The sequence below is a fragment of the Celeribacter indicus genome (assembly GCF_000819565.1).
Classification (GTDB): domain Bacteria; phylum Pseudomonadota; class Alphaproteobacteria; order Rhodobacterales; family Rhodobacteraceae; genus Celeribacter; species Celeribacter indicus.
Map to the genome: position 1 here is coordinate 2,544,225 of NZ_CP004393.1, position 21,551 is coordinate 2,565,775.

20 protein-coding genes are annotated in these 21,551 nt (G+C 65.9%); 8 read left to right on the plus strand and 12 right to left on the minus strand.

Going from position 1 to position 21,551, the window contains the following annotated elements; translation table 11 throughout:
* Positions 1–10 precede the first annotated feature (10 nt).
* Positions 11–1,060 carry a patatin-like phospholipase family protein gene (locus tag P73_RS12850; protein ID WP_043869869.1) on the plus strand — a complete coding sequence of 350 codons (1,050 nt, stop codon included), beginning with the start codon at positions 11–13 and terminating at the stop codon, positions 1,058–1,060.
* Here P73_RS12850 and P73_RS12855 read toward each other — a convergent pair.
* The 3 genes from P73_RS12855 to P73_RS12865 form a co-directional block, all read right to left on the minus strand.
* Positions 1,035–1,814: a DUF502 domain-containing protein gene (locus P73_RS12855; RefSeq protein WP_052453248.1), complete on the minus strand. Its 780-nt coding sequence runs from the start codon at positions 1,812–1,814 to the stop codon at positions 1,035–1,037. The two genes, P73_RS12850 and P73_RS12855, sit on opposite strands and share 26 nt — an antisense overlap.
* 126 nt (positions 1,815–1,940) lie before the next feature.
* Positions 1,941–2,864, minus strand: a complete 924-nt coding sequence (locus P73_RS12860) for a pseudouridine-5'-phosphate glycosidase (protein WP_139267026.1) — start codon at positions 2,862–2,864, stop codon at positions 1,941–1,943.
* Positions 2,861–3,754 (minus strand): PfkB family carbohydrate kinase, encoded by an 894-nt coding sequence (locus P73_RS12865; protein ID WP_043869870.1) that lies wholly within the window; start codon positions 3,752–3,754, stop codon positions 2,861–2,863. The genes P73_RS12860 and P73_RS12865 overlap by 4 nt, the downstream gene beginning before the upstream one ends.
* A 265-nt stretch (positions 3,755–4,019) precedes the next feature.
* On the opposite strand from P73_RS12865, the gene rpsB reads away from it, so the two are divergent.
* Positions 4,020–4,784, plus strand: a complete 765-nt coding sequence (rpsB, locus tag P73_RS12870) for a 30S ribosomal protein S2 (RefSeq protein WP_043869871.1) — start codon at positions 4,020–4,022, stop codon at positions 4,782–4,784.
* Between the two features lie 103 nt (positions 4,785–4,887).
* A complete protein-coding gene (gene tsf / locus P73_RS12875) occupies positions 4,888–5,763 on the plus strand; it encodes a translation elongation factor Ts (protein WP_043869872.1) in 876 nt (291 codons plus the stop codon).
* Positions 5,764–6,217: 454 nt separating this feature from the next.
* Here the strand turns inward: tsf and P73_RS12880 are convergent, their stop codons facing one another.
* Entirely contained in the window at positions 6,218–6,952 is a 735-nt protein-coding gene (locus P73_RS12880) for a helix-turn-helix transcriptional regulator (protein ID WP_245629164.1), read from the minus strand.
* Between the two features lie 258 nt (positions 6,953–7,210).
* On the opposite strand from P73_RS12880, the gene rocF reads away from it, so the two are divergent.
* From rocF to P73_RS12900, 4 genes are all read left to right on the plus strand, one after another.
* On the plus strand, positions 7,211–8,140 hold the full coding sequence (gene rocF / locus P73_RS12885) for an arginase (RefSeq protein WP_043869874.1): 930 nt from the start codon (positions 7,211–7,213) through the stop codon (positions 8,138–8,140).
* Between the two features lie 245 nt (positions 8,141–8,385).
* A complete protein-coding gene (locus tag P73_RS12890; RefSeq protein ID WP_043869875.1) occupies positions 8,386–9,777 on the plus strand; it encodes an aspartate aminotransferase family protein in 1,392 nt (463 codons plus the stop codon).
* A 4-nt stretch (positions 9,778–9,781) separates the two neighbouring features.
* Complete coding sequence (locus P73_RS12895; protein ID WP_043869876.1) at positions 9,782–11,086, plus strand: NAD(P)/FAD-dependent oxidoreductase; 1,305 nt, start codon at positions 9,782–9,784, stop codon at positions 11,084–11,086.
* Positions 11,087–11,113: 27 nt separating this feature from the next.
* A complete protein-coding gene (locus P73_RS12900) occupies positions 11,114–12,553 on the plus strand; it encodes an aldehyde dehydrogenase family protein (RefSeq protein WP_043869877.1) in 1,440 nt (479 codons plus the stop codon).
* Between the two features lie 33 nt (positions 12,554–12,586).
* Here the strand turns inward: P73_RS12900 and P73_RS12905 are convergent, their stop codons facing one another.
* The 8 genes from P73_RS12905 to P73_RS12940 form a co-directional block, all read right to left on the minus strand.
* The gene (locus tag P73_RS12905) at positions 12,587–13,264 is read right to left on the minus strand and encodes a GntR family transcriptional regulator (RefSeq protein WP_043869878.1); all 678 of its coding nucleotides are present in this window, start codon (positions 13,262–13,264) and stop codon (positions 12,587–12,589) included.
* A gap of 135 nt (positions 13,265–13,399) precedes the next feature.
* Entirely contained in the window at positions 13,400–14,089 is a 690-nt protein-coding gene (gene phoB, locus P73_RS12910; RefSeq protein ID WP_043869879.1) for a phosphate regulon transcriptional regulator PhoB, read from the minus strand.
* 1 nt (position 14,090) lies between these two features.
* A complete protein-coding gene (gene phoU / locus P73_RS12915) occupies positions 14,091–14,816 on the minus strand; it encodes a phosphate signaling complex protein PhoU (RefSeq protein WP_043869880.1) in 726 nt (241 codons plus the stop codon).
* Positions 14,817–14,830: 14 nt separating this feature from the next.
* Complete coding sequence (pstB, locus tag P73_RS12920; protein WP_043869881.1) at positions 14,831–15,628, minus strand: phosphate ABC transporter ATP-binding protein PstB; 798 nt, start codon at positions 15,626–15,628, stop codon at positions 14,831–14,833.
* Between the two features lie 11 nt (positions 15,629–15,639).
* On the minus strand, positions 15,640–17,004 hold the full coding sequence (pstA, locus tag P73_RS12925; RefSeq protein WP_043869882.1) for a phosphate ABC transporter permease PstA: 1,365 nt from the start codon (positions 17,002–17,004) through the stop codon (positions 15,640–15,642).
* Positions 17,004–18,476: a phosphate ABC transporter permease subunit PstC gene (gene pstC / locus P73_RS12930; RefSeq protein ID WP_043869883.1), complete on the minus strand. Its 1,473-nt coding sequence runs from the start codon at positions 18,474–18,476 to the stop codon at positions 17,004–17,006. Before pstC ends, pstA begins: the two co-directional genes overlap by 1 nt.
* A 109-nt stretch (positions 18,477–18,585) precedes the next feature.
* A complete protein-coding gene (locus tag P73_RS12935; RefSeq protein ID WP_043869884.1) occupies positions 18,586–19,617 on the minus strand; it encodes a substrate-binding domain-containing protein in 1,032 nt (343 codons plus the stop codon).
* A 217-nt stretch (positions 19,618–19,834) separates the two neighbouring features.
* Positions 19,835–20,902 (minus strand): ATP-binding protein, encoded by a 1,068-nt coding sequence (locus P73_RS12940; RefSeq protein ID WP_043869885.1) that lies wholly within the window; start codon positions 20,900–20,902, stop codon positions 19,835–19,837.
* Positions 20,903–21,116: 214 nt separating this feature from the next.
* Here P73_RS12940 and P73_RS24430 point away from each other — a divergent pair, with 214 nt between their 5' ends.
* Entirely contained in the window at positions 21,117–21,548 is a 432-nt protein-coding gene (locus tag P73_RS24430; RefSeq protein WP_052453249.1) for a hypothetical protein, read from the plus strand.
* The last annotated feature ends 3 nt before the right edge of the window (positions 21,549–21,551 follow it).

Below are 21,551 nucleotides of genomic sequence, written 5' to 3' on the forward strand. Positions count from 1 at the left end.
GGCTGGCGCGATGGCAGGCGCGAAGACGGTGAAGCGGATCAATCTCGCCCTCCAAGGGGGAGGGGCGCATGGCGCCTTCACCTGGGGTGTGCTCGACCGGCTGCTCGATCACGAGGAGATCGAGATTGCGGGCATTTCCGGCACTTCCGCCGGCGCACTCAATGGCGCGGCGCTGCGGACCGGATTGCTGCGCGGCGGCCGCGAGGGCGCGCGAGAGGCGCTCAACGCGCTCTGGGAAAAGATGGGCGCGGTCTCCGACATGCGCATCAACGCCTGGATGACACAGTTCGGCCCGACGACGGCGATGATGACGAAATGGCTCGAGGCGAGCCTGCCGTTCTCCTTCTTCGGGTCCTTCGCCAACATGTCGAGCCCGTATCACTACGGCCCTTTCTACAAGAACCCGCTGAAGCCTATCGTCGAGGATCTCGACTGTTCCGGGATGGATGAGGAAAACGGTCCAAGGCTCTATATTTCCACGACGAATGTGCGGACGGGAAAGATCCGGGTCTTCTCCAACCGGGAGGTGACGACGGAGGTGATCCTCGCCTCGGCCTGCCTGCCGGAGCTGTTCCAGGCGGTCGAGATGACGGACCCGGAGACCGGCATCACCGATGCGTTCTGGGACGGGGGCTATACCGGCAACCCGGCGCTGTTCCCGCTGTTCGAACCGGATCTGCCGCAAGATGTGGTGATCGTGAACATCAACCCGCTGGAACGGCCGGGCACGCCGACCACACCGGAGGAAATCCAGAACCGGATCAACGAGATATCCTTCAATTCCTCGATGCTGCGCGAACTTCGCGCGATCCAGTTCGTGCGCGAGCTGATCGCGGAGAAGCGGGTGAGCCGCGGGTCGATGAAGGACGTGCTCGTGCACATGATCTCCGACGACGCGCTGATGCAGGACCTGTCGGCGCGCACCAAGCTCGTGCCGTCGCCCTTCCTGCTGAGCCGGATGAAGGGCGCGGGTCAGGCGGCCTGCGACGCCTTTCTCGAGGCGCATTTCGACAAGATCGGCACGCGGGCGAGCGTTAATCTGAGGGAGATGTTTGCGTGAGCTCGCCCTCCCGGAGCGGGGCGGGGGCCGGCGCGGGCGGCCCCGCCGGATCCTTCGGATTGGGATAGACGAGCCCGGCGGAGATCACGAGTTTCGCCGCGTCCTCGATCGTCATGTCGAGCAGGATCACGTCGCTTTCGGGAAAGAACAGCAGGAAGCCGGAGGTCGGATTCGGCGTCGTCGGCAGGAAGACCGAGAGGAAGACCTCGCCATCGGGCGTCCGCCGCATGACCTCGCCCTTCGCGACGGTGGAAACGAAGCCCACCGCCCAGATCCCGCGCCGCGGATATTCCACGAGACAGGCCCGGTCGAAGGAGGTGCCGGATTGCGAGAAGACGGTTTCCGCGATCTGCTTGAGCCCGTTGTAGATCGAGCGCACGACGGGCGTGCGGTCGACGAGCCTTTCCGCCGAGCGGATCAGAGAGCGGCCGACGAGTCCCTTCGCGATCCAGCCGACGAGGATGGTGAAGATCAGGAAGATGATCACCCCGGCTCCGCGCAGGTTCACATGGATCCGCTCGCCCGGATCGGTATAGCCGAGAAACCGGTTGATCAGTGCGTCCGGGTGATAGGATTGCGGCACGAAGGTCAGCACCCAGCCGTCGACCCAGCCGATCACCGTCCAGATCACATAGGCGGTGAGTCCGACCGGCGCGACGACGACGAGGCCGGTGAGAAAGGACGCGCGCAGGCGGGCGAAAACCCCCGACTTGCGCGGGGGCGGACTGGTCTCTTCTTCGAACGGATTGCTCATGGGCTGGATCGGGCTCGGGCTGTGCGGCAGGCGCAAAAAGAGGCGCGCTCCCGGAAACTTAGGGGCGAAGGCGGAGAGACACAATAACGGCAGGCCGGGAATTCCCCGCCCGCCCGCATTATTTCGTCATCCCGAAGTCGCGGTCGCATGGGCCGCCGCGATCTTTGCGGCCAGCCGCGCGTTGTTGCGCACCAGCGCGATATTGGCGGTGAGCGAGCGCCCCCCGGTCAGCTCGAAGATCCGCCGCAGCAGGAAGGGCGTGACCTCCTTCGCCGCGATCCGCTGGGCCGCCGCCTCGCGCAGCGCGGTCTCCACGACGGGCATGATCTCCGCGCGCGGGATCTCGTCGGCCTCGGGGATCGGGTTGGCCACGAGCTGTCCGCCCGGTATCCCCATCGCCGCGCGCATCTCCATCGCCTGCGCGATCTCTCCGGCCGTGTCGAGGCGCAGGGGCGCGGCGAGGCCGGAAGAGCGCGACCAGAAGGCGGGCAGTTCGTCCTGCCCGTAGGCGATCACCGGAACGCCTTGGGTTTCAAGCACTTCAAGCGTCTTCTCGATGTCGAGGATGGCCTTCGGCCCGGCGGCGACGACGGTCACCGGGGTCTGACCCAGTTCGGTGAGATCGGCGGAGATGTCGAATGTCTCCTCCGCACCGCGATGCACCCCGCCGATGCCGCCGGTGGCAAAGACGCGGATGCCCGCGATCCTCGCCGCGATCATCGTCGCGGCCACGGTGGTCGCCCCGGTCTGCCCGAGCGCAATGCAGACCGGCATGTCGGCGCGAGAGACCTTCATCACGTTTGTCGCCTGACCCAGCGCCTCGAGCTGTCCTTCGGTGAGCCCGATATGAAGCACCCCGTCGAGCACGGCGATGGTCGCGGGCACGGCACCGGCCGCGCGCACATCCGCCTCGACCGTCTTCGCGGTCTCGACATTCTGCGGATAGGGCATCCCATGGGTGATGATCGTGGATTCGAGCGCGACGAGGGGCGCGCCCGCCTTCATGGCTTCGGCCACTTCGGGGGCGTAGACGATCGGCAGGTCGGTCATAGCGGGGTATCTCCGGAAACGTAGAGGGCGGCGGCCTCAAGGGCGCGGGTCAGGGCGGCGGGTGGCTCCGCGCCCCGGATCTCGGCGGCGATATGGGCCGCCATGAAGGTGTCGCCCGCGCCGGTCACGCGCGCGACCAGCACCTCGGGCGGGGTTTCGGTGAGGAGGAGATCGCCGCAGGCCAGCGAACAGCCCCGGCCGCCATGGGTGACGAGCACGCGATGCGCGCCCTGGGCCACGAGCGCCCGCGCCGCATCGGCGGAACTGTCGAAGCTGCGATGCGCGAGCAGCCCGGCCTCCTCGAGGTTGACATAGAGCGTCGCCCGCGGATGGTCGAGCAGCGGCAGAAGCCGCTCGGCCTTGCCGGGCGAGGCGGGGGCGACGCGCAGATCCGCCCCGGCAAAGAGCGGCGAGGCGGCGATCTCGCCCAGGAGCTCGAAGGTGAGATTGCCGTCGAGCGCGACCGTGCCGCGATAGGGCGCCGCCGCGTTGCCGAGCCGGCCGTCCGCGAGCGGGCGCAGGATCTTGTCGCCCGCCGCCTCGAGCGAATGCGCATCCGCGATGGCCGCGATCAGCCCGTTCGCGCCCTCGACCGCCATATAGGCGTCGGTCGGCAGGTCGTCGGACAGATAGACATGCTCCGTGCCGATCCCGCGCCGGCGCGCCGCCTCCAGAAGCTCCTCGCCCGCCGGATCGCGGCCGAGCGCGGTCAGAAGCTCCGGGCGCAAACCGAGCCGCGCGAGCGCCATGGCGATATTCATCGCCACGCCGCCGGGCACGCGGGCGATCCGGCCGGGCACATCCGAACCGACGCGCATCGCGCGGTCGGTCCGCCCGATCACGTCCCAGAGCACCGATCCGATGCAAAGAATGTCATGCCTGTCGTCCATTCCGTCTCCTTGCGCCGAATTTTGACCGTTTGGCAAGAGAAAGCCGCCCGCTCCCGGCAGGAAGTCCCGGCATTCTGCCGTGCTTTTTGCTGCGATAAATACTCAAACCCTGCGAAAGCCTTGCCAAGCGCGCGAAACCTCTTTATACGCGCGCACACTTCACAGGCGGAGGCGGGCCCTCGGGGGAGACATCCCCGAACGGTCCACCGGTTGGGGCAGGTGCCTCGAAACCTCCGCCAGGGCGTTAAACCGGAAAGGAAAAGACATGGCGCTTCCCGATTTCTCCATGCGTCAGCTTCTTGAAGCTGGCGTTCACTTCGGCCACCAGACTCAGCGTTGGAACCCGCGTATGGCGGAGTTCATCTACGGTGAGCGCAACGGCATCCACATCTTCGACCTCACGCAGACCGTCCCGATGCTGGACCAGGCGCTTCAGGTCGTGCGCGACACCGCGGCCAAGGGCGGCCGCATCCTCTTCGTCGGCACCAAGCGCCAGGCCTCCGGCCCGATCGCCGAGGCCGCCGAGAAATGTGCGCAATATTACATGAACCACCGCTGGCTGGGCGGCACGCTCACCAACTGGAAGACGGTCTCCCAGTCGATCCAGCGCCTGAACGCGATCGACGAGACGATCTCCGGCGGCGCCGAGGGCCTCACCAAGAAAGAGCGCCTCAACATGGAGCGCGACCAGGCGAAACTCCAGGCCTCGCTCGGCGGCATCCGCGAGATGGGCGGCGTTCCCGATCTCCTCTTCGTCATCGACGTGAAGAAGGAAGACCTTGCCATCCTCGAGGCCAGGAAGCTCGGCATCCCGGTCGTCGCCGTGGTCGACAGCAACTGCTCGCCGGAAGGCGTGGACTACATCATTCCGGGCAATGACGACGCCGCCCGCGCGATCTCCCTCTATTGCGACCTCGTGGCCCGCGCCGCGCTCGACGGCGTGACCGCGCAGCTCGACGCCGCCGGCGTGGATGTGGGCGCGCTCGAAGAGGTGTCCGAGGACGTGCTCGGCGAAGAGGCCTCCGCCTGATCCGTCCGCCCGCGCCCTCGCGGCGGCGGGACGTTACGAAACTGACACGGGGGCAGGGTAATCCCGCCCCCGCACCCTTATCCAGAATTCGAGGAGAGCCGATATGGCAATCACTGCTGCTCAGGTGAAAGAACTGCGCGAAGCGACCGGCGCGGGCATGATGGACGCCAAGAAGGCGCTGACCGAGACCGATGGCGATTTCGACGCCGCCGTGGACTGGCTGCGCACGAAAGGCCTTGCCAAAGCCGCGAAGAAATCCGGCCGCACCGCAGCCGAGGGCCTCGTGGCCGTCGCCGTGGACGGTGGCGTGGGTGTCGCCGTCGAGGTGAACTCCGAAACCGACTTCGTCGCCAAGAACGCCGAATTCCAGACCATGGTGAAGGACATCGCGGAGGCCGCGCTCGGCGCCTCGAACATCGAGGAACTGTCTTCCGCCGACGTGAACGGCAAGCCGGTGTCCGAACTCCTGACCGACAAGATCGCGAAGATCGGCGAGAACATGGGCCTGCGCCGCATGGCGAAGATCGAGGCCGAGACGGTCGTGACCTATATCCACAACGCCGCCGCGGACGGCATGGGCAAGATCGGCGTGCTCGTCGGCCTGAAGGGGGGCGACGAAGCCTTCGGCAAGCAGGTCGCGATGCATATCGCCGCCGCCAACCCGCAGGGCCTGAACGAATCCGACCTCGACCCGGCCGTGGTCGAGAAGGAGCGTCAGATCCAGATCGACATCGCGCGTGAATCCGGCAAGCCCGAGAATATCATCGAGAACATGATCAAGGGCCGGATGGCGAAATTCATCGCCGAATCCACGCTGCTCGGTCAGGCTTTCGTGGTGAACCCGGACCTCACCGTGGAGAAAGCCGCGAAGGAAGCGGGAGCCGAGATCACCGGTTTCGTCCGTCTCGAGGTCGGCGAAGGCATCGAGAAGGCCGAAGAGGATTTCGCGGCCGAGGTCGCGAAGGCGATGCAGGGCTGAGCGCTCCGCCAGTTTCCATTCCGAAGGGCCGGCTGTCATGCCGGCCCTTTTTTGTTGCCGGCGTCGTTCCCGGCCGGAAGGCTGTGGCCAGCGCAGCCCGTGCCAGGCGAAAGAAAGACATGACCGTCTCGCACGGCCATGCCTCCCTTTTCCGGGGCAGATCGGGATGAGGGTGCCACCGAAAAACCATGAGAGCCGAAGGCGGGAGACCGTGCGGCCGACTATAAGCCTACGATCCCCCCAAGGAAGAGCCGTAGAGCGAAATCCAGGTGCCCCGCCGCACTTCCCCCGTTCCAAAGGCCAAGCCCCGAAAGCAGGAACGGTCTCACTTTGGAAAAGCGTGGGCGCGCGCGAAAGTACGGATTTCCTTACCTTGCCCCACAAACCCGCCGGATGTGCGCAAATGCCACGTCCCCGATGCCGTCACCGGAGAGCGCGCGCGGTCAGGATGGGCTCAGAAGGTGAAGATCTGGTTGTGAAAGGAGGCCTTGAGCACCGCCTGCGCCGTCGTTTCCACGCCGAGGGCCTCGCGTGCGAGTCTGAGATGCTTCTCGACCGTGGCCTTGTTCAGTCCGAGAATCTCCGCGGTGTCGCGCACGGTCTTGCCGTCGCCGATCCATTCGAGCACTTCGCGTTGGCGGGACGTGAGGATGCGGCGGGGCAGGGGCAGGCTGATGATCTTGAGGTGGGCGACGCCGCAGATCACTTCCACATCCGTGCCGTGGCGCGCCCAGATCTCGTCTGCCTCTTCCTGCGTGCCGGAGAAGGGAGCGAGCGACATGCCGATCGCCCCCTTCGCCCGCTTGATCGCGTGCTGGAAGGCGACCGTATAACCCGCCGTGACGCCCCAGCGCTGGTTGAAGGCGGCGACCTCGCGTTCCTCTTCGGTGAGCTGGTCGAAATTTTCGCCGATCCACTGCCAGGATTTCGCTCCCACGTTCTCGAGCGCCCAGCGGACCATGGGACCGTTGCGATAGCGACCCTCCTCGAAATAGCCCTTCATGTAGCCCGGACCGAAATTCGTCAGAAATAGATGGTCGTTATGGTCACCGAGACCCGAGGAGGTATGGAACCGCGTGAATCCGTAGAGCGCATGCTTGAAGCCGATCTCCTCGAGATAGTCGAGGATCAGCACCCACACGTCCTGCACGTTTACGGCCTCCAGGATCGCCTGAAGCCGCGATGACACCTGCGTTCCACCCATGGGGTGACAGTACCGAGTTTGTGAAGGTCGAGACAAGTCTTAGTGATCGGCCGGGAGGTTTTCGTGAGGCGCTGGCCGGATGAAGGATCGTGAGCTCCCCGGTCGCCGCCGAGACAGGGGCCGAAGGGGCAGGGGCCGCGCCATCCGGGGCATCGGATGTGGAGGAAAAACTCCGTTACGGCTGGTCAGGCGCCGCCCGTGCGATACCATCCTGTCCGAAAATGTCCCCAGCACGAGGCGAGCATGTCCCGCAGTTCAGTGATTCTCGGCGCCCCGATCGAAACCGGCGCCTCGCAACCCGGATGTTTGATGGGGCCCGCGAGCCTGCGCACGGCCGGACTCGTGGCGGCGCTCGAAGCGCTCGGCTGGCGGATCGAGGATCGCGGCGATGTCACCATCGCACCGCAACGGCCGCTCGACCATCCGAATCCGGCGCTGCGCAACCTGGCGGAGACGCGCGCCTGGATCGAGGCGCTGGTGCCCGCGGCGCTTGAGGCGGCGCGGGCCTGCGATCTGCCGGTCTTCATCGGCGGCGACCATTCCATTTCGGCAGGCACGGTTCCCGGCGTCGCGCGTCACGCGGCCGAGCTCGGGGCGCCGCTTTTCGTACTCTGGCTCGACGCGCATCCCGACCTGCATTCGCTGCATTCGACGGAAAGCGGCAATCTGCACGGCACGCCGGTGGCGTATTTCACCGGACAGCCCGGTTTCGAGGCCTTTCCGCCGCTCGAGGTCCCCGTGCCGCCGCAGAACATGTGCTTCATGGGCATCCGCTCCGTCGATCCCGCCGAACGCGCGACGATCGCCACGCTGGGTCTCGAGGTCCACGACATGCGCAGCATCGACGAGTTCGGCGTCCTCGTGCCGCTGCGCGGGTTCCTCGAACGCGTCGCCGCGGCGGGCGGGCGCCTGCATGTCAGCTTCGACGTCGATTTCCTCGAACCGCAGATCGCGCCGGCCGTCGGCACGACGGTTCCGGGCGGCGCGACGTTCCGGGAGGCGCATCTCATCATGGAAACGCTCTGCGACAGCGGCCTCGTGACCTCGCTCGATCTCGTGGAGCTGAACCCGTTCCTCGACGAGCGGGGGCGCACGGCAAAGCTCCTGCGGGACCTGACGGCGAGCCTGTTCGGCCGGCGGGTGCTGGACCGCATGACGCGGAGCTATGGGTGAGGATTTGAATATGCCTTGTTATATCAGTAGATTATATGGTTTTCCTGACATCAGCCTAGCTCATATCATACATAATACCAATTATCGGACTTACGGAGCCGCGGATGGCCAGTCCCTTGACCGCCTCAGAATTTGATCATATTTTTGCCGGAAGCCGTCGGACCGCTCGCCGAGCCCCCTGCGCCGGTTTCCCCGACCGGTCGTCCGAAGCCTCCCGTGCCATGCCCTCTCGCAAAGGATCCGCCATGATCGACAATCATCTGCCCACGGCCGAACTCCAGGCGCTCGACGCCGCGCATCACATGCACCCGTTCACCCATGGTGCGGCGCTCGCGGAGAAAGGTGCGCGGATCATCACCTCGGCCTCGGGCGTCTGGCTTCAGGACAGCGACGGCGCACGGATCCTCGATGCGATGGCCGGCCTGTGGTGTGTCAATCTCGGCTATGGGCGTGAAGAGCTCGTGGAGGCCGCCGCGCGCCAGATGCGGCAACTGCCCTTCTACAACACCTTCTTCCAGACCTCGCATGTCCCGGCGATCCTGCTCGCGAAGAAGCTCGCTGAACTGGCTCCCGGCGATCTGAACCATGTTTTCTTCAACGGCTCGGGCTCCGACAGCAACGACACCAACCTGCGCCTCGTCCGCCATTACTGGGAGCTCAGGGGCAAGCCCGAGAAATTCAACGTGATTTCCCGCTGGAACGGCTATCACGGCTCGACCATGGGCGGCGGCTCGCTCGGCGGGATGAAGGGCATTCACGCCCAGGGCGGCCTGCCGATCCCCGGCATCCACCATATCGACCAGCCGGACTGGTGGTCCGAGGGTGGCGACATGAGCCCCGAGGAATTCGGTCTCTCCCGTGCCCGCCAGCTCGAGGAGAAGATCCTCGAGCTCGGGCCAGACACCGTGGCCGCCTTCATCGCGGAACCGGTCCAGGGCGCCGGTGGCGTGATCGTCGCACCGGAGACCTATTGGCCGGAAATCCAAAGGATTGTAAAGGAGTACGGCATTCTCCTCATCCTCGATGAGGTCATCACCGGGTTCGGGCGCACCGGCAGGTGGTTCGGGGCGGAGACGCTGGGGATCACGCCCGATATCATGACCGTCGCGAAGGGCATCACCTCCGGTTATATTCCGCTCGGCGCCTCGCTCGTCTCCGACCGCATCGCACAGGTGATCGACGAGGGCGACGAATTCGCCCATGGCTATACCTATTCCGGCCATCCCGTGGCCTGTGCCGTGGCGCTCGAGAACATCCGCCTGCTCGAGGAGGAAGGAATCATCGCCCGCGCCGGCAGCGAAATCGCCCCCTACCTGAAAGAGAAATGGGAAAGCCTCGCCGACCATCCCCTTGTCGGAGAAGCGAAAATCGTCGGCCTCATGGGCTCCATCGCACTCACGCCCGACAAGGCGAGCCGGGCGAAGTTCAAGGGCGACGCCGGGACGGTCGGCTATATCTGCCGCGAGCGTTGTTTCGCCAACAACCTCGTCATGCGCCACGTCGGAGACCGCATGGTGATCTCCCCGCCGCTGGTGATCACGAAGGAGGAGATCGACGAGCTGATCGCCCGCGCCCGTCTCTCGCTCGACGAAACGCTCGAACGGATCGAGGCGGAGGGGCTGAACGTCCCGGCGTGATCCCATGGATATCCTGACGATCAACGACACTCCCGGACAGCACGCCGCCTCCTGGTATGCGGCCACGGTCGAGGCCCCTGCCCCGAAGCCCCGCGCGGAGGGCGACATCCGCGCCGATGCCGTGGTCGTAGGCGGCGGCTACGGCGGGCTGACCGCGGCCATTCACATGGCGCGCGCGGGGCTCGACGTGGTGCTTCTGGACGCCTCGCGCCTCGGCTCCGGCGCCTCGGGGCGCAATGGCGGTCAGGTCTCCACCGGCCAGCGGCTCGAACAGGGCGATCTGGAGCGGATCGTGGGCGTGGAAAAGGCGCGCCTTCTCTGGGAGTATGGCTGCGAAGCGGTCGACCTTGTCCGTGGTCTCTGTGCCGAGGCGGGCGACGATTGCGACTGGCGCGACGGAGTGATCCACGCCAACCACCGCGACCGCTATACGGCGGACAGCCGCGCGCATGTGGAGCATATGCGAAGCCATTACAATTACGACAGAATCCGCTTTCTCGACCGGGACGAAATCCGGCATGAGGTCGGGTCGCCGGACTATCATTCCGGGACGCTCGACATGGGTTCGGGGCATCTGCATCCGCTGCGCTATGCGCTCGCCCTCGGTCGCCTTGCCGACGCCGCCGGCGTGCGGATCTTCGAGAACACGCGGGTGACGGCGGTCGAGGCCGGCACGGCGCGGCCCCGCGTTTCCACCGCTCACGCCACCATCGCGGCCGATCATCTGGTGATGGCGCTCAACGGCTATCACAACAATCTCGAGGCGCGGATCGCCCGGCGGGTCATGCCGATCAACAATTTCATCGCGGTGACGGAGCCCCTGCCCCCGGATCTTGCGGACCGGCTCATTCCGAACCGCCATGCGGTTGCGGATTCCCGGTTCGTGATCAATTACTTCCGCCTCTCTCCCGACAACCGGATGATCTTCGGCGGCGGCGAGAGCTATGGCTACAGGTTCCCCGAGGATCTCGAGGCGAAGGTGCGCGGACCGATGGCGGAGGTCTTTCCGGCGCTGCGGGAGACGAAGGTCGACTACGCCTGGGGCGGCACGCTCGGGATCACCATGTCCCGCCTGCCCCATTTCGCGCGCCTCGGACCCGCGGCGCTTACCGTCTCGGGTTTTTCCGGTCAGGGCGTGACGCTCGCCACATTGGCTGGCAAGATGGCCGCCGAGGCGGTGCTCGGCCAGGCCGGGCGGTTCGATCTCATGGCGGGATTGCCGACCGCGCCCTTTCCCGGCGGGCCGCTGCTGCGCACGCCGCTTCTGGCGGCGGCGATGATCTGGTACGCGATGCGTGACAGGATGTGAACAGAAGCAAAGAGATGTGAGGCGAAGATGACAGAGTTGAACACCGGGAAATTCTATATCGGCGGCGCCTGGGTCACGCCGAACGCCTCCGGCGTGGCGGATGTCGTGAACCCGGCGACCGAAGAAGCCTTTGCGACCGTCGCCATGGGCAACTCCGCCGACGTGGACGCGGCCGTCGCCGCCGCAAAGGCCGCCTTCCCCTCCTTTTCGCGCACGACCAGGGCCGAACGGCTCGACCTGCTCGCGGCGATCCGCGAGGTCTATCAGCGGCGCTATGACGAGATGTCCGCCGCGATCACCGAAGAGATGGGCGCCCCGATCTCCCTCTCCGACCGGGCGCAGGCGGCGGTCGGCATCGGCCACCTCGACGGGATCGTGGCCGCGCTCGAAACCTTCGATTTCGAACATCGCAACGCGGTCGGAGACCTGATCCGGCACGAGCCGGTCGGGGTCTGCGGGCTGATCACGCCGTGGAACTGGCCGATCAACCAGATCGCGCTGAAGGTGATCCCCGCCCTCGCCGCGGGCTGCACCATGGTGCTCAAGCCGTCCGAACTCACGCCGATGAACGCGCTGATCTATGCCGAGATCCTCGCGGAGGCGGGCGTGCCCGCGGGCGTGTTCAACCTCGTGAACGGCGACGGGCCGACCGTGGGCGCCGCCCTGTCGGCCCATCCCGATATCGCGATGGTCTCCTTCACCGGCTCGACCCGCGCGGGCGTGGACATCTCCAGGGCCGCCGCGCCGGGGGTGAAGCGCGTGACGCTCGAGCTCGGCGGGAAATCTCCGAACATCCTTCTGGACGATTGCGATCTCGAGGCGGCGGTGACGCGCGGCGCGGAGCATTGCTTCCAGAATACCGGCCAGTCCTGCAACGCGCCGACGCGGATGCTCGTGCCCGAAAGCCGCTACGAGGCGGCGATGGAGATCGCGCGGGAGGTGGCCGAGGCGACCGTCGTCGACCTGCCCGCCAAGCCGGGCCCGCATATCGGCCCGCTCGTCTCCCAGGTGCAGTTCGACAAGGTGCAGGCGCTCATCCAGACCGGGATCGACGAGGGCGCGCGCCTCGTCGCCGGCGGTCCGGGGCGGCCGGAGGGAGTCAACCGCGGCTATTTCGTGCGTCCCACCGTTTTCGGCGACGTGACCAACGACATGACCATCGCGCGGGAGGAGATCTTCGGCCCGGTGCTCGCGATGATCTCCTATGCCGATGAGGCGGACGCCGTGGAGATCGCCAATGACACGCCCTACGGGCTTGCTGCCTATATCCAGACCGGCGCCTCGGAAGAGAGCCAGGCGCGCGGGCTTGCCATGGCGCGGGAGATCCGGGCGGGCATGGTGCATCTGAACGGCTCGGATATTGCCTATGGCTCGCCCTTCGGCGGCTACAAGCTGTCCGGGAACGGCCGCGAGGGCGGTGTTTACGGCATCGAGGATTTCTGCGAAATCAAGGCGATATCCACCTGACTTAAGGTTGTTTAAGATCCCGGTGCGTGTGCGTCAGGCGCCGAGCGCGCTGTGCTGCATCGCCTCGCGGATAAGGTTGCGCACGTTGTCCATGCCCTGAAGGATGTCGTGCCGGATGGCCTCGGCCACCGCCTCGGGATCGCCGGCGCGCAGCGCGGCCAGCGCCGCGACATGCATGTCCGGCAGGTTCTGCGTTCCGAACCGCGCGCACATCACCCGCAGCGCCGGGGCCGAGCGCAGCCAGAGCGCCTCCACGATGGGCGCGATGACCTCGGTCCCTGCGGGGGCATAGAGCTGCATGTGGAAGCGGTGGTTCCGGATCATGTAGCTGCGCGTGTCGCCGGCGCGCATCGCCGCGTCGATCCCCGCATCCACCATCTCGAGCGCGTCGATCTCCGCCCCGGTGATCCGGTCCGCCGCGCGTCGCGCGAGTTCGGGTTCGAGGGCGAGGCGCGCGAAGATCAGCTCGTCCACCTGCGGCAGCGTCAGCACCGGGACCGTCACGCGGCGGTTGCCGTGAAAGATCAGCGCCCCTTCGGAGGTGAGCCTGCGGATCGCCTCGCGCACCGGGGTCATCCCGGCGCCGAGCCGGTCGGTGAGCCCCTGGATCGTGACCGGCTCGCCGGGCACCAGATCGCCCGACAGGATCAGCGCGCGGATACCGCGGTAGGTGCTCAGATGGGCGGGTTCCTTCGGCGCGGTGGGCGACATGGCGGCTCCGGCGTGATCACATGCGAAATGTGATCAAATAAGCATGTCTCGCCCCTGCTTGACCAGAGGCCACGCGCGCGGTGGACAAAAAGCGCCGCCGGCGCGCGGACGGCGCTTTGAAAGCCGGACGCAAGCTCAGCCGAGCGCGTATCCCGCACCGCGCACCGTGCGTACCGGATCTTCGCCGCCATGCTGGCACAGGGCCTTGCGCAGCCGGCCGATATGAACGTCCACCGTGCGCGTGTCGACATAGATGTCGCGGCCCCAGACCCGATCGAGCAACTGTTCGCGCGACCAGACCCGGCCCGGTTTTTCCATGAAGGTCGAGAGCAGCCGGAACTCGGTCGGCCCGAGTTTGAGCTGGTCCTCGCCCCGCGTCACCCGATGGGTTTCGCTGTCGAGCCGGATGTCCTCGAATTCGAGCACCTGTCCCGTCGCCGCGGGACGCACGCGCCTGAGCTGCGTGCGCACCCGTGCCATCAGCTCGATCACGGAATAGGGCTTGACGACGTAATCGTCCGCGCCCGTTTCCAGCCCGCGCACCCGGTCCACCTCCTCCGACCGCGCGGAGAGCATGATGATCGGGATCTCGCGCGTATCCGGCCGCGTCTTCAGCCGCCGGCAGATCTCGATTCCCGACACGCCCGGAAGCATCCAGTCGAGCACGATGATGTCAGGCTGGTCCTCATCCACGAACAGCAGCGCGTCGTCGCCGTTCTCCGCGCGCGAGACGGCGAAGCCCTCGGCCTCGAGATTGTAGGCGAGCACTTCACGCTGGGCCGGTTCGTCCTCGACCACGAGAACGCGGGGCTGATCGGCCGCCATCTCAGTCCTCCTCCATGTCCAGCGCATCCTGCGAGGTCACGTCGCCCTTGGGACGCGGGTCGCCGGGCATGTCGCCGGTGACGAGATAGATCACCTGTTCGGCGATGGAGGTCGCGTGATCGCCCATGCGCTCGATATTCTTCGCAATGAAATGCAGGTGCATGCAGGCCGTGATGTTGCGCGGATCCTCCATCATGTAGGTGAGGAATTCGCGGAACAGCGCATTATACATCTGATCGACGTCGAGATCGCGGTGGCGCACCTGGTTGGCGAGATCCGCGTCGCGCTGGAGATAGGCATCGAGCGCGAGGCGCAGCATCTCCTCGACCTCGCGCGCCATGCGACGGATCGAGGTGGCAGATCCCTCGATCGGGCGCATGTTCACGAGCACGCCGGTGCGTTTCGCGAGGTTCTTCGCGTAGTCGCCGCAGCGTTCGAGATTGGTCGAAATCTTCATCACCGTGAGCACGGTGCGCAGGTCGCCGGCGGTCGGAGAGCGCAGGGCGATGAGGCGCGCGGCCTCCTCGTTCACTTCCTCCTCGAGTTCGTCGATGACGCGGTCCGAGTCGCGCACCTTCTCGGCCAGTTCCACGTCGCGCTCCTCGAGCGCCTGGGCGGCGTCCTTGATATTGGCCTCGACGAGGCCGCCCATCTTCATGATGAGCGCCTGGATGGCTTCGAGATCCCGGTCGAAGACCGACGCGATATGCTTGTTGTCTGCTGACATCGGCTTGTCCTCCCTCACCCGATCCGGCCGGTGATGTAGCTTTCGGTGCGCTCATCTTTCGGATTGGTGAAAATCTGTTCCGTATCGCCGTATTCCACGAGGTTGCCGAGGTGGAAGAAGGCCGTCTTCTGGCTCACCCGCGCGGCCTGCTGCATCGAGTGGGTGACGATCACCACCGAAAAATTCTCCCGCAGCTCGTCGATCAGTTCCTCGACCTGGAGCGTCGCGATGGGATCGAGCGCGGAGCACGGCTCGTCCATCAGGAGCACCTCGGGTTCTGTCGCCACCGCGCGCGCGATGCACAGGCGTTGCTGCTGACCGCCCGAAAGGCCGGTGCCCGGCGCATGGAGGCGGTCCTTCACCTCGTCCCAGATCGCCCCGCGGCGCAGGGATTTCTCCACGATCTCGTCGAGCTCCGCCTTGTTCTTCGCGAGCCCGTGGATACGCGGGCCATAGGCGATATTGTCGTAGATCGACTTCGGAAAGGGGTTCGGCTTCTGGAACACCATGCCGACCTTGGCGCGAAGCTGGACCGGATCCACGCGCTTGTCGTAGATGTCTTCGCCGTCGAGCAGGATGTTGCCCTCGACGCGGGCGACGTCGATCGTGTCGTTCATCCGGTTGAGGCAGCGCAGGAAGGTCGACTTGCCGCAGCCCGACGGCCCGATGAAGGCGGTGACCGTCTTGTCCCTGATGTCGACGTCGACGTCCTTGATCGCATGTGTGTCGCCGTAATAGACCTGCACGCCCCTGGCGGAGATTTTGATGTCGTTCATGTCCACGTCTTTTCTAACAGTTCGCATATCGTTCATGTAAGATCTCCTTACCAGCGGCGCTCGAAGCGGCGGCGCAGGACGACGGCGATGATGTTCATCGTCATCAGGAACACAAGCAGGATGATGATACCGCCCCAGGCGCGTTCGTAATAGGCCGGGTCGGCACGTTTTGCCCATTCGTAGATCTGGGCCGGCATGGCGGAGTTCGGGGACAGAAAGCCCGCGCCGATGCTGTCGGGCATGTTGGAGGCGATGAAGCCGACCATGCCGATCAGCAGGAGCGGCGCGGTTTCCCCCAGCGCCTGTGCCAGGCCGATGATCGTGCCGGTGAGGATGCCGGGCATGGCGAGCGGCAGGACATGGTGGAACACCGACTGCATCCTCGAGGCGCCGACGCCGAGTGCGGCGTCGCGGATCGAGGGCGGCACGGCCTTAAGGCTCGCGCGGGTCGAGATGATGATCGTCGGGAGCGTCATCAGCGTGAGCACGAGACCGCCGACCAGCGGCGCCGACATCGGCAGATGGGCGAACTGGATGAAGACCGCGAGGCCGAGGATCCCGAAGACGATGGAGGGCACGGCGGCGAGGTTGGAGATATTGACCTCGATGAAGTCGGTGAACCTGTTCTGCGGCGCGAATTCCTCGAGATAAATCGAGCTCGCGACCCCGATCGGCAGGGCGAGCACCAGCACGACGAGCATCATGAAGAGCGAGCCGACCATGGACACGCCGATGCCGGCCTGTTCGGGACGGCTTTCGGATGCATCCGCGCCGAAGATGAAATCGGCGTTGAAGGCGGTCTGGAGCAGCCCGGCCTCGACCATCCGGTCGGCGAGGTCGAGATGTTCGGCATCGAGGTTGCGGTCCCGCGCAAGGCTCTCGCGCGACACGCGGCCCTTGAAATAGCCGTCGACGCGGGAGGCCGCGAGCATGCGGAACTCGACGGTCTGGCCGACGAGTTCCGGGTCGGCGAGCACCGTGTTGCGCACCTGCGCGGCGACGGAGGAGGACAGCAGCTTCTCGACGTCTCCCTCGTCCTCGAAGGGGATCGCGATCCCGTTGTCGCGCAGCGCGGTGACGAGCGCCTCGGTGACGAGCGGCTTGTAGCCGAAGGTCGTGACCCTGGCCAAGTCGGAGGGATCGCGGTTGCCGGTCTCGTCAAGCCGCGCGGCGTCGAGCGTCACCGGAATGGTGACGAAGGTCTGCTTGAAGGCCGGAATGCCGTTGGTGACGATGGAATAGAGCAGCGCCACGAGAAACAGGAGCCCGACGGAGATGGCGGCAACGCCATAGAGGCGGAACCGGGTCTCGGAGGCGTTGCGGCGCTTCGTGCGGGTGGTCTCGGTGTAGAGCGAGCTCTTGCGGGCGGCGGGAGTGCCGGGACCGGCGGTGTCTGCGGTGAAATCGGTCATCAGTCATACTGCTCCCGGTATTTGCGCACGATCACGAGCGCGACGATGTTGAGCCCCAGGGTGATGACGAAGAGCGTCATGCCGAGGGCGAAGGCGACGAGCGCTTCGGGCGAGGCGAAATCGGCGTCGCCGGTAAGCTGGGAGACGATCTTTGCCGTCACCGTGGTCATCGCCTCGAACGGGTTGAGCGACAGCCTGGCCGCGGCCCCTGCCCCGAGCACGACGATCATCGTCTCCCCGATGGCGCGCGAGGCGGCGAGCAGGATCGCGCCCACGATGCCGGGAAGGGCTGCGGGCATGACCACCTGTTTCACCGTCTCCGACCTGGTTGCGCCGAGGCCGAGGGAGCCGTCGCGCATCGCCTGCGGCACGGCGTTGATGATGTCGTCGGACAGCGACGAGACGAAGGGGATCAGCATCACCCCCATGACGAGCCCCGCGGTCGCCACGGCGGTGCCGCCGCGCATCCAGCCGACGCCGAGCATACCCCCCTGCCCGAAGACGGAGACGAGCAGCGGGCCGACGGTCAGCAGCGCGAAGAGGCCGTAGACGATGGTCGGGATGCCCGCGAGCACCTCGAGCAGGGGCTTCGCGACGGAGCGCACCTTCGGCCCGGCATATTCCGACAGGTAGATCGCGGCGAAGAGCCCGATCGGAACCGCCACCGCGAGCGCGATGAGCGAGATGTAGAAGGTACCCCAGAACAGCGGCACGATGCCGAGTTCGGAGCCGCCGCCGAAGGAGGGCGACCAGGTGGTGCCGAAGAAGAAGTCGGAGGCCGGATAGAGCTTGAAGAATTCGATCGTGTTGAAGATCAGCGACAACACGATCCCGACCGTTGTCAGGATCGCGATGGATGCCGCGGCAAGCAGAAGCGCGAGAACCACCTTCTCGACGGCGTTGCGGGCGCGGAAGTCCTTGTTCGTGCGCAGGACGGAGACCGCGAAACCGGCAATCGTGGCGGCGATCACCACCACGCTCATCAAGAGAGAGCCGGTGGCCGACATCGCGCGGTAGCTCTGCGCGGCGCTCAGCACATAGGGCTGGACGTTGGAGCCGAGGGCGACGCCCACCGCACCGAGGCGCGCGCGCACGTCGGTCAGCTCGGTGCGGATCGACCCGGCGGCCTCCGGCGTCAGCGCGCCGCGCTCGACGGCGAGGTCGAGCCCGTCGGCGACGCGGCGCACGTCCGACATCACGAGGCTGAGGGAGCCGTAGTCGGACAGGCCCTGTTCGGGGATCATCGCCGCGACGCGGCCCTGGATCACCAGCGGCTGTGCGATGAGCCAGACCGCGAGCAGCAGCAGGCCGGGGATCACGGTGGAGAGAAAGACGTTGGAGCCGTAATAGCTCGGCAGGGAATGAAGCAGGCGGATATCACCCTGCGCGGTGCGCATCGCGCGCTGGCGTCCGATGATAAATCCGGCGATGCCGATCACCAGGACGAGAACAAGCAGCCACAGTGCGGGCATGGGGCGCTCCCTTTGGGGTTGCGGCGGGCCACCCAGCCCACCGGGAGGAAAGCGGCGCGGAAAACCGGAATTTCCACGCCGCCCCGATCGCGACAGAAGGCTGTCGGCCTCAGTTCATGGTCTGCTCGGAGGCCACGGCTTCCTGGGTCGCCGCCAGTTCCGGGTCGGCCACGAGGCCGTATTCGGAGAGCGGGCCGTTCGCGCCGGCCATGTCGTCGGAGACGAAGAATTCGGCATATTCCTTGAGGCCGGGGATCACGCCGATATGGGCTTTCTTCACGTAGAAGTAGAGCGGACGGGAAACCGGGTAATCGCCGGAGGCGATGGTCTCGGTGGTCGGCTCGATGCCGGACATGGTCGCGACCTTCAGCTTGTCGGTGTTGTTCTCGTAGAAGGCGAGGCCGAACACGCCGACGCCGTTCGCATTGGAGTCGATGCGCGCGAGCGTCTCGGTATAGTCGCCGTCGATGTCGACGGACTTGCCGTCGGTGCGCACGGACATGCACTCGCCCTCGGCGTCCTCCTCGGACATGCCGGAGGCAACCATCGCCTCGAGCGCGCCGGAGGCTTCGCAGCCGGCGAGGAGCACCTTCTCCTCGAAGACTTCACGGGTGCCGTGCTTCGTGCCGGGGATGAAGGCAACGATGCCCTCGGCCGGCAGCTCGGGGTTGAAATCGGCCCACTGGTTGTGCGGGTTGGCGACGAGCTCGCCGTCGACGACGACCTGCTCGGCCAGCGCGTTGTAGATGTCGGCCGGTTCGAAGGCGGTGAATTCCGGGCCGTTCAGTTGCGAGGCGAAGACGATGCCGTCATAGCCGATGCGCACTTCCATGATGTCGGTCACGCCGTTGGCGGCGCAGGCTTCGACTTCGGAGGACTTGATCGCGCGGGAGGCGTTCGCGATGTCGATCGTGTTCTCGCCGACGCCTTCGCAGAAGCGCTTGAGGCCCGCGGAGGAGCCGCCGGATTCCACGACCGGGGTCGGGAAGTCGAAGTTTTCGCCAAAGGCTTCGGCGACGATCGAGGCATAGGGCAGAACGGTCGAAGAGCCGGCGACCTGAACCTGGTCACGGGCGGCGGCAGCGGTGGCCGACACGGCAGCGATCGCGATCGCCGAGGCGGAGAGTTTCACAAAGGACATCATATGCTCCTGAAGTTTGCTTCATGTCCGAGAGCAGCAGCGCTCCCTCGAGGGGCGGTTTAGGCGTCTGACGCAATGCTTTTGTGAATGTAATGTAACAGTTTCATGACGCCATCCGCCGATTTTCTAGACATCTTTGGAAGTTGGCGGCGAAAATTGGCGCTCCCGCCGCCCTGCCCGCGGGTTTTGTGACAGTGCGTTAACCGTGCTGCGCCCGTCATTCGTAGGGCAGGATCACCGAAAAGCAACTGCCCTGCCCCGGATGGCTTTCGATCCGCAGCCGCCCGCGATGGCGGTTCAGGATGTGCTTCACGATGGCAAGGCCGAGGCCCGTGCCGCCCATTTCCCGCGACCGGTGCGAATCGACGCGGTAGAACCGTTCCGTCAGGCGCGGGATGTGCCGCGTCGCGATCCCCTCGCCCTGGTCGGAGATATCGACTCGCACCCCGGCACCGCGCATCGTCGGCTCTACGGAATGGGAGGTCACGCAGATATGCACCTCCTTGCCACGCCCGCCGTACTTGATCGCGTTTTCGATGAGATTGGTGAAAACCTGGGTGAGCTGGTCGAAATCGCCCGGCACCTCCTCGACCCCCTCGGCGCCCTCGACGATGAGCCGCACTTCGGCATCGCGCGCGAGCGGTTGCAGGCTGAGGCTCACGGAGCGGATCAGCGCGCAGATATCGACCCGGTCGGTCGGACGCACCCGCCGCTCCGCCTCCACCCGGCTGAGCGACAGCAGATCGCCCACGATGCGGTTCATCCGCTTCGCCTCGCGATCCATGATCTCGAGAAAGCGCTTGCGCGCCGCCGCGTCCTCCGACGCGGGGCCCAGCAGAGTCTCGATGAAGCCGAGCACCGCGGTCAGCGGCGTGCGCAACTCATGGCTCACATTGGCGACGAAATCGCGCCGCATCTGCCCGGCCTCCTGCACCTCCGTCTTGTCCTCGAAGGCGACGGTGACACAGGAGAAGCCCGGCACGCGAACCGAGCGGATGGCGACGTCATAGACGAGTTCGCGCTGGTTCTGGGTGATGCGATAGGTCGCTTCGGCGGGTTCGGAGAGGCGCAGCACGTTCTCGATGGCATCGAGCAGCATCGGCTGGCGCAGCACGGTGATGTAATGGCGTCCGGCCATCGTCTCTCCGAACAGCGCGCGGGCGGGGGCGTTGGCGGCGATGATGCGCTCGTCGGCGCCCACGACCACGACAGGCAGGGGCATCGCGGCCGCCAGCTCCGCGATCAGGTCCTCGCCGAGGACGAATGGTTTGGTCTCGCTGCGCATCGTCCTCTCCGATATGCCGCCGGGTCTAGGCGGAAAAAGTGACTTCTTCGTGACAATGTCATCGGACAAACGTCTGAAACACGCAACATTTTGCGCAGTATCGTTGCATTTTGCAAAAAATTGCAAATCAGGAAAAAACTTTGTTGCGTTCGTCCGTCTTTCTCCGTTTGTATCGTATCCAAGGCACATGCACAGCACAGGATGCGCAGGTCCCATGGGGAGCATCAGGCAGAACGGCTTCGGCGCAATCGTCGCCCTGCGCCAGGCGCGGGACCAGTCCGGCGAGGGCATGGTCCTCGTGGTGGGCGAACCTCAGCGCATGCATGTGTTGCGGCGGCATTTTCCCGGACGCAGCGGCATGTTTTTCATCGAGTTCCAGGACCTGACGCCGGAAGCCTTCGCGGCGCTGCAACCGGCCTGCGTCGTCTCGCAGGTGATGTCGGCGGAGTTCGACTGTCTCGATCTCGGCGCCTTTCTCGACGGCCTGTCCTATCGCGGCGCCTTTCGCGTCCTCGCGCAGGACCTGCCGCGGCCGGAGATCGTGCGCCAGGAAGCGCGGGCGCGCTTTCCGCGACTCAACTTCGACGTGATCGAGACCGGCGCGGAGCGCCCCGCCTCCCCGCGCCCCCGTGTGCCGCTGCACTGACTG

Excerpts from the sequence above, each read along its gene's own strand:
- P73_RS12850 (WP_043869869.1), top strand. The coding sequence starts at position 11 with ATGGCAGGCGCGAAGACGGTGAAGCGGATCAATCTCGCCCTCCAAGGG.
- P73_RS12855 (WP_052453248.1), bottom strand. The coding sequence starts at position 1,814 with ATGAGCAATCCGTTCGAAGAAGAGACCAGTCCGCCCCCGCGCAAGTCG.
- P73_RS12860 (WP_139267026.1), bottom strand. The coding sequence starts at position 2,864 with ATGACCGACCTGCCGATCGTCTACGCCCCCGAAGTGGCCGAAGCCATG.
- P73_RS12865 (WP_043869870.1), bottom strand. The coding sequence starts at position 3,754 with ATGGACGACAGGCATGACATTCTTTGCATCGGATCGGTGCTCTGGGAC.
- rpsB (WP_043869871.1), top strand. The coding sequence starts at position 4,020 with ATGGCGCTTCCCGATTTCTCCATGCGTCAGCTTCTTGAAGCTGGCGTT.
- tsf (WP_043869872.1), top strand. The coding sequence starts at position 4,888 with ATGGCAATCACTGCTGCTCAGGTGAAAGAACTGCGCGAAGCGACCGGC.
- rocF (WP_043869874.1), top strand. The coding sequence starts at position 7,211 with ATGTCCCGCAGTTCAGTGATTCTCGGCGCCCCGATCGAAACCGGCGCC.
- P73_RS12890 (WP_043869875.1), top strand. The coding sequence starts at position 8,386 with ATGATCGACAATCATCTGCCCACGGCCGAACTCCAGGCGCTCGACGCC.
- P73_RS12895 (WP_043869876.1), top strand. The coding sequence starts at position 9,782 with ATGGATATCCTGACGATCAACGACACTCCCGGACAGCACGCCGCCTCC.
- P73_RS12900 (WP_043869877.1), top strand. The coding sequence starts at position 11,114 with ATGACAGAGTTGAACACCGGGAAATTCTATATCGGCGGCGCCTGGGTC.
- P73_RS12905 (WP_043869878.1), bottom strand. The coding sequence starts at position 13,264 with ATGTCGCCCACCGCGCCGAAGGAACCCGCCCATCTGAGCACCTACCGC.
- phoB (WP_043869879.1), bottom strand. The coding sequence starts at position 14,089 with ATGGCGGCCGATCAGCCCCGCGTTCTCGTGGTCGAGGACGAACCGGCC.
- phoU (WP_043869880.1), bottom strand. The coding sequence starts at position 14,816 with ATGTCAGCAGACAACAAGCATATCGCGTCGGTCTTCGACCGGGATCTC.
- pstB (WP_043869881.1), bottom strand. The coding sequence starts at position 15,628 with ATGAACGATATGCGAACTGTTAGAAAAGACGTGGACATGAACGACATC.
- pstA (WP_043869882.1), bottom strand. The coding sequence starts at position 17,004 with ATGACCGATTTCACCGCAGACACCGCCGGTCCCGGCACTCCCGCCGCC.
- pstC (WP_043869883.1), bottom strand. The coding sequence starts at position 18,476 with ATGCCCGCACTGTGGCTGCTTGTTCTCGTCCTGGTGATCGGCATCGCC.
- P73_RS12935 (WP_043869884.1), bottom strand. The coding sequence starts at position 19,617 with ATGTCCTTTGTGAAACTCTCCGCCTCGGCGATCGCGATCGCTGCCGTG.
- P73_RS12940 (WP_043869885.1), bottom strand. The coding sequence starts at position 20,902 with ATGCGCAGCGAGACCAAACCATTCGTCCTCGGCGAGGACCTGATCGCG.
- P73_RS24430 (WP_052453249.1), top strand. The coding sequence starts at position 21,117 with ATGGGGAGCATCAGGCAGAACGGCTTCGGCGCAATCGTCGCCCTGCGC.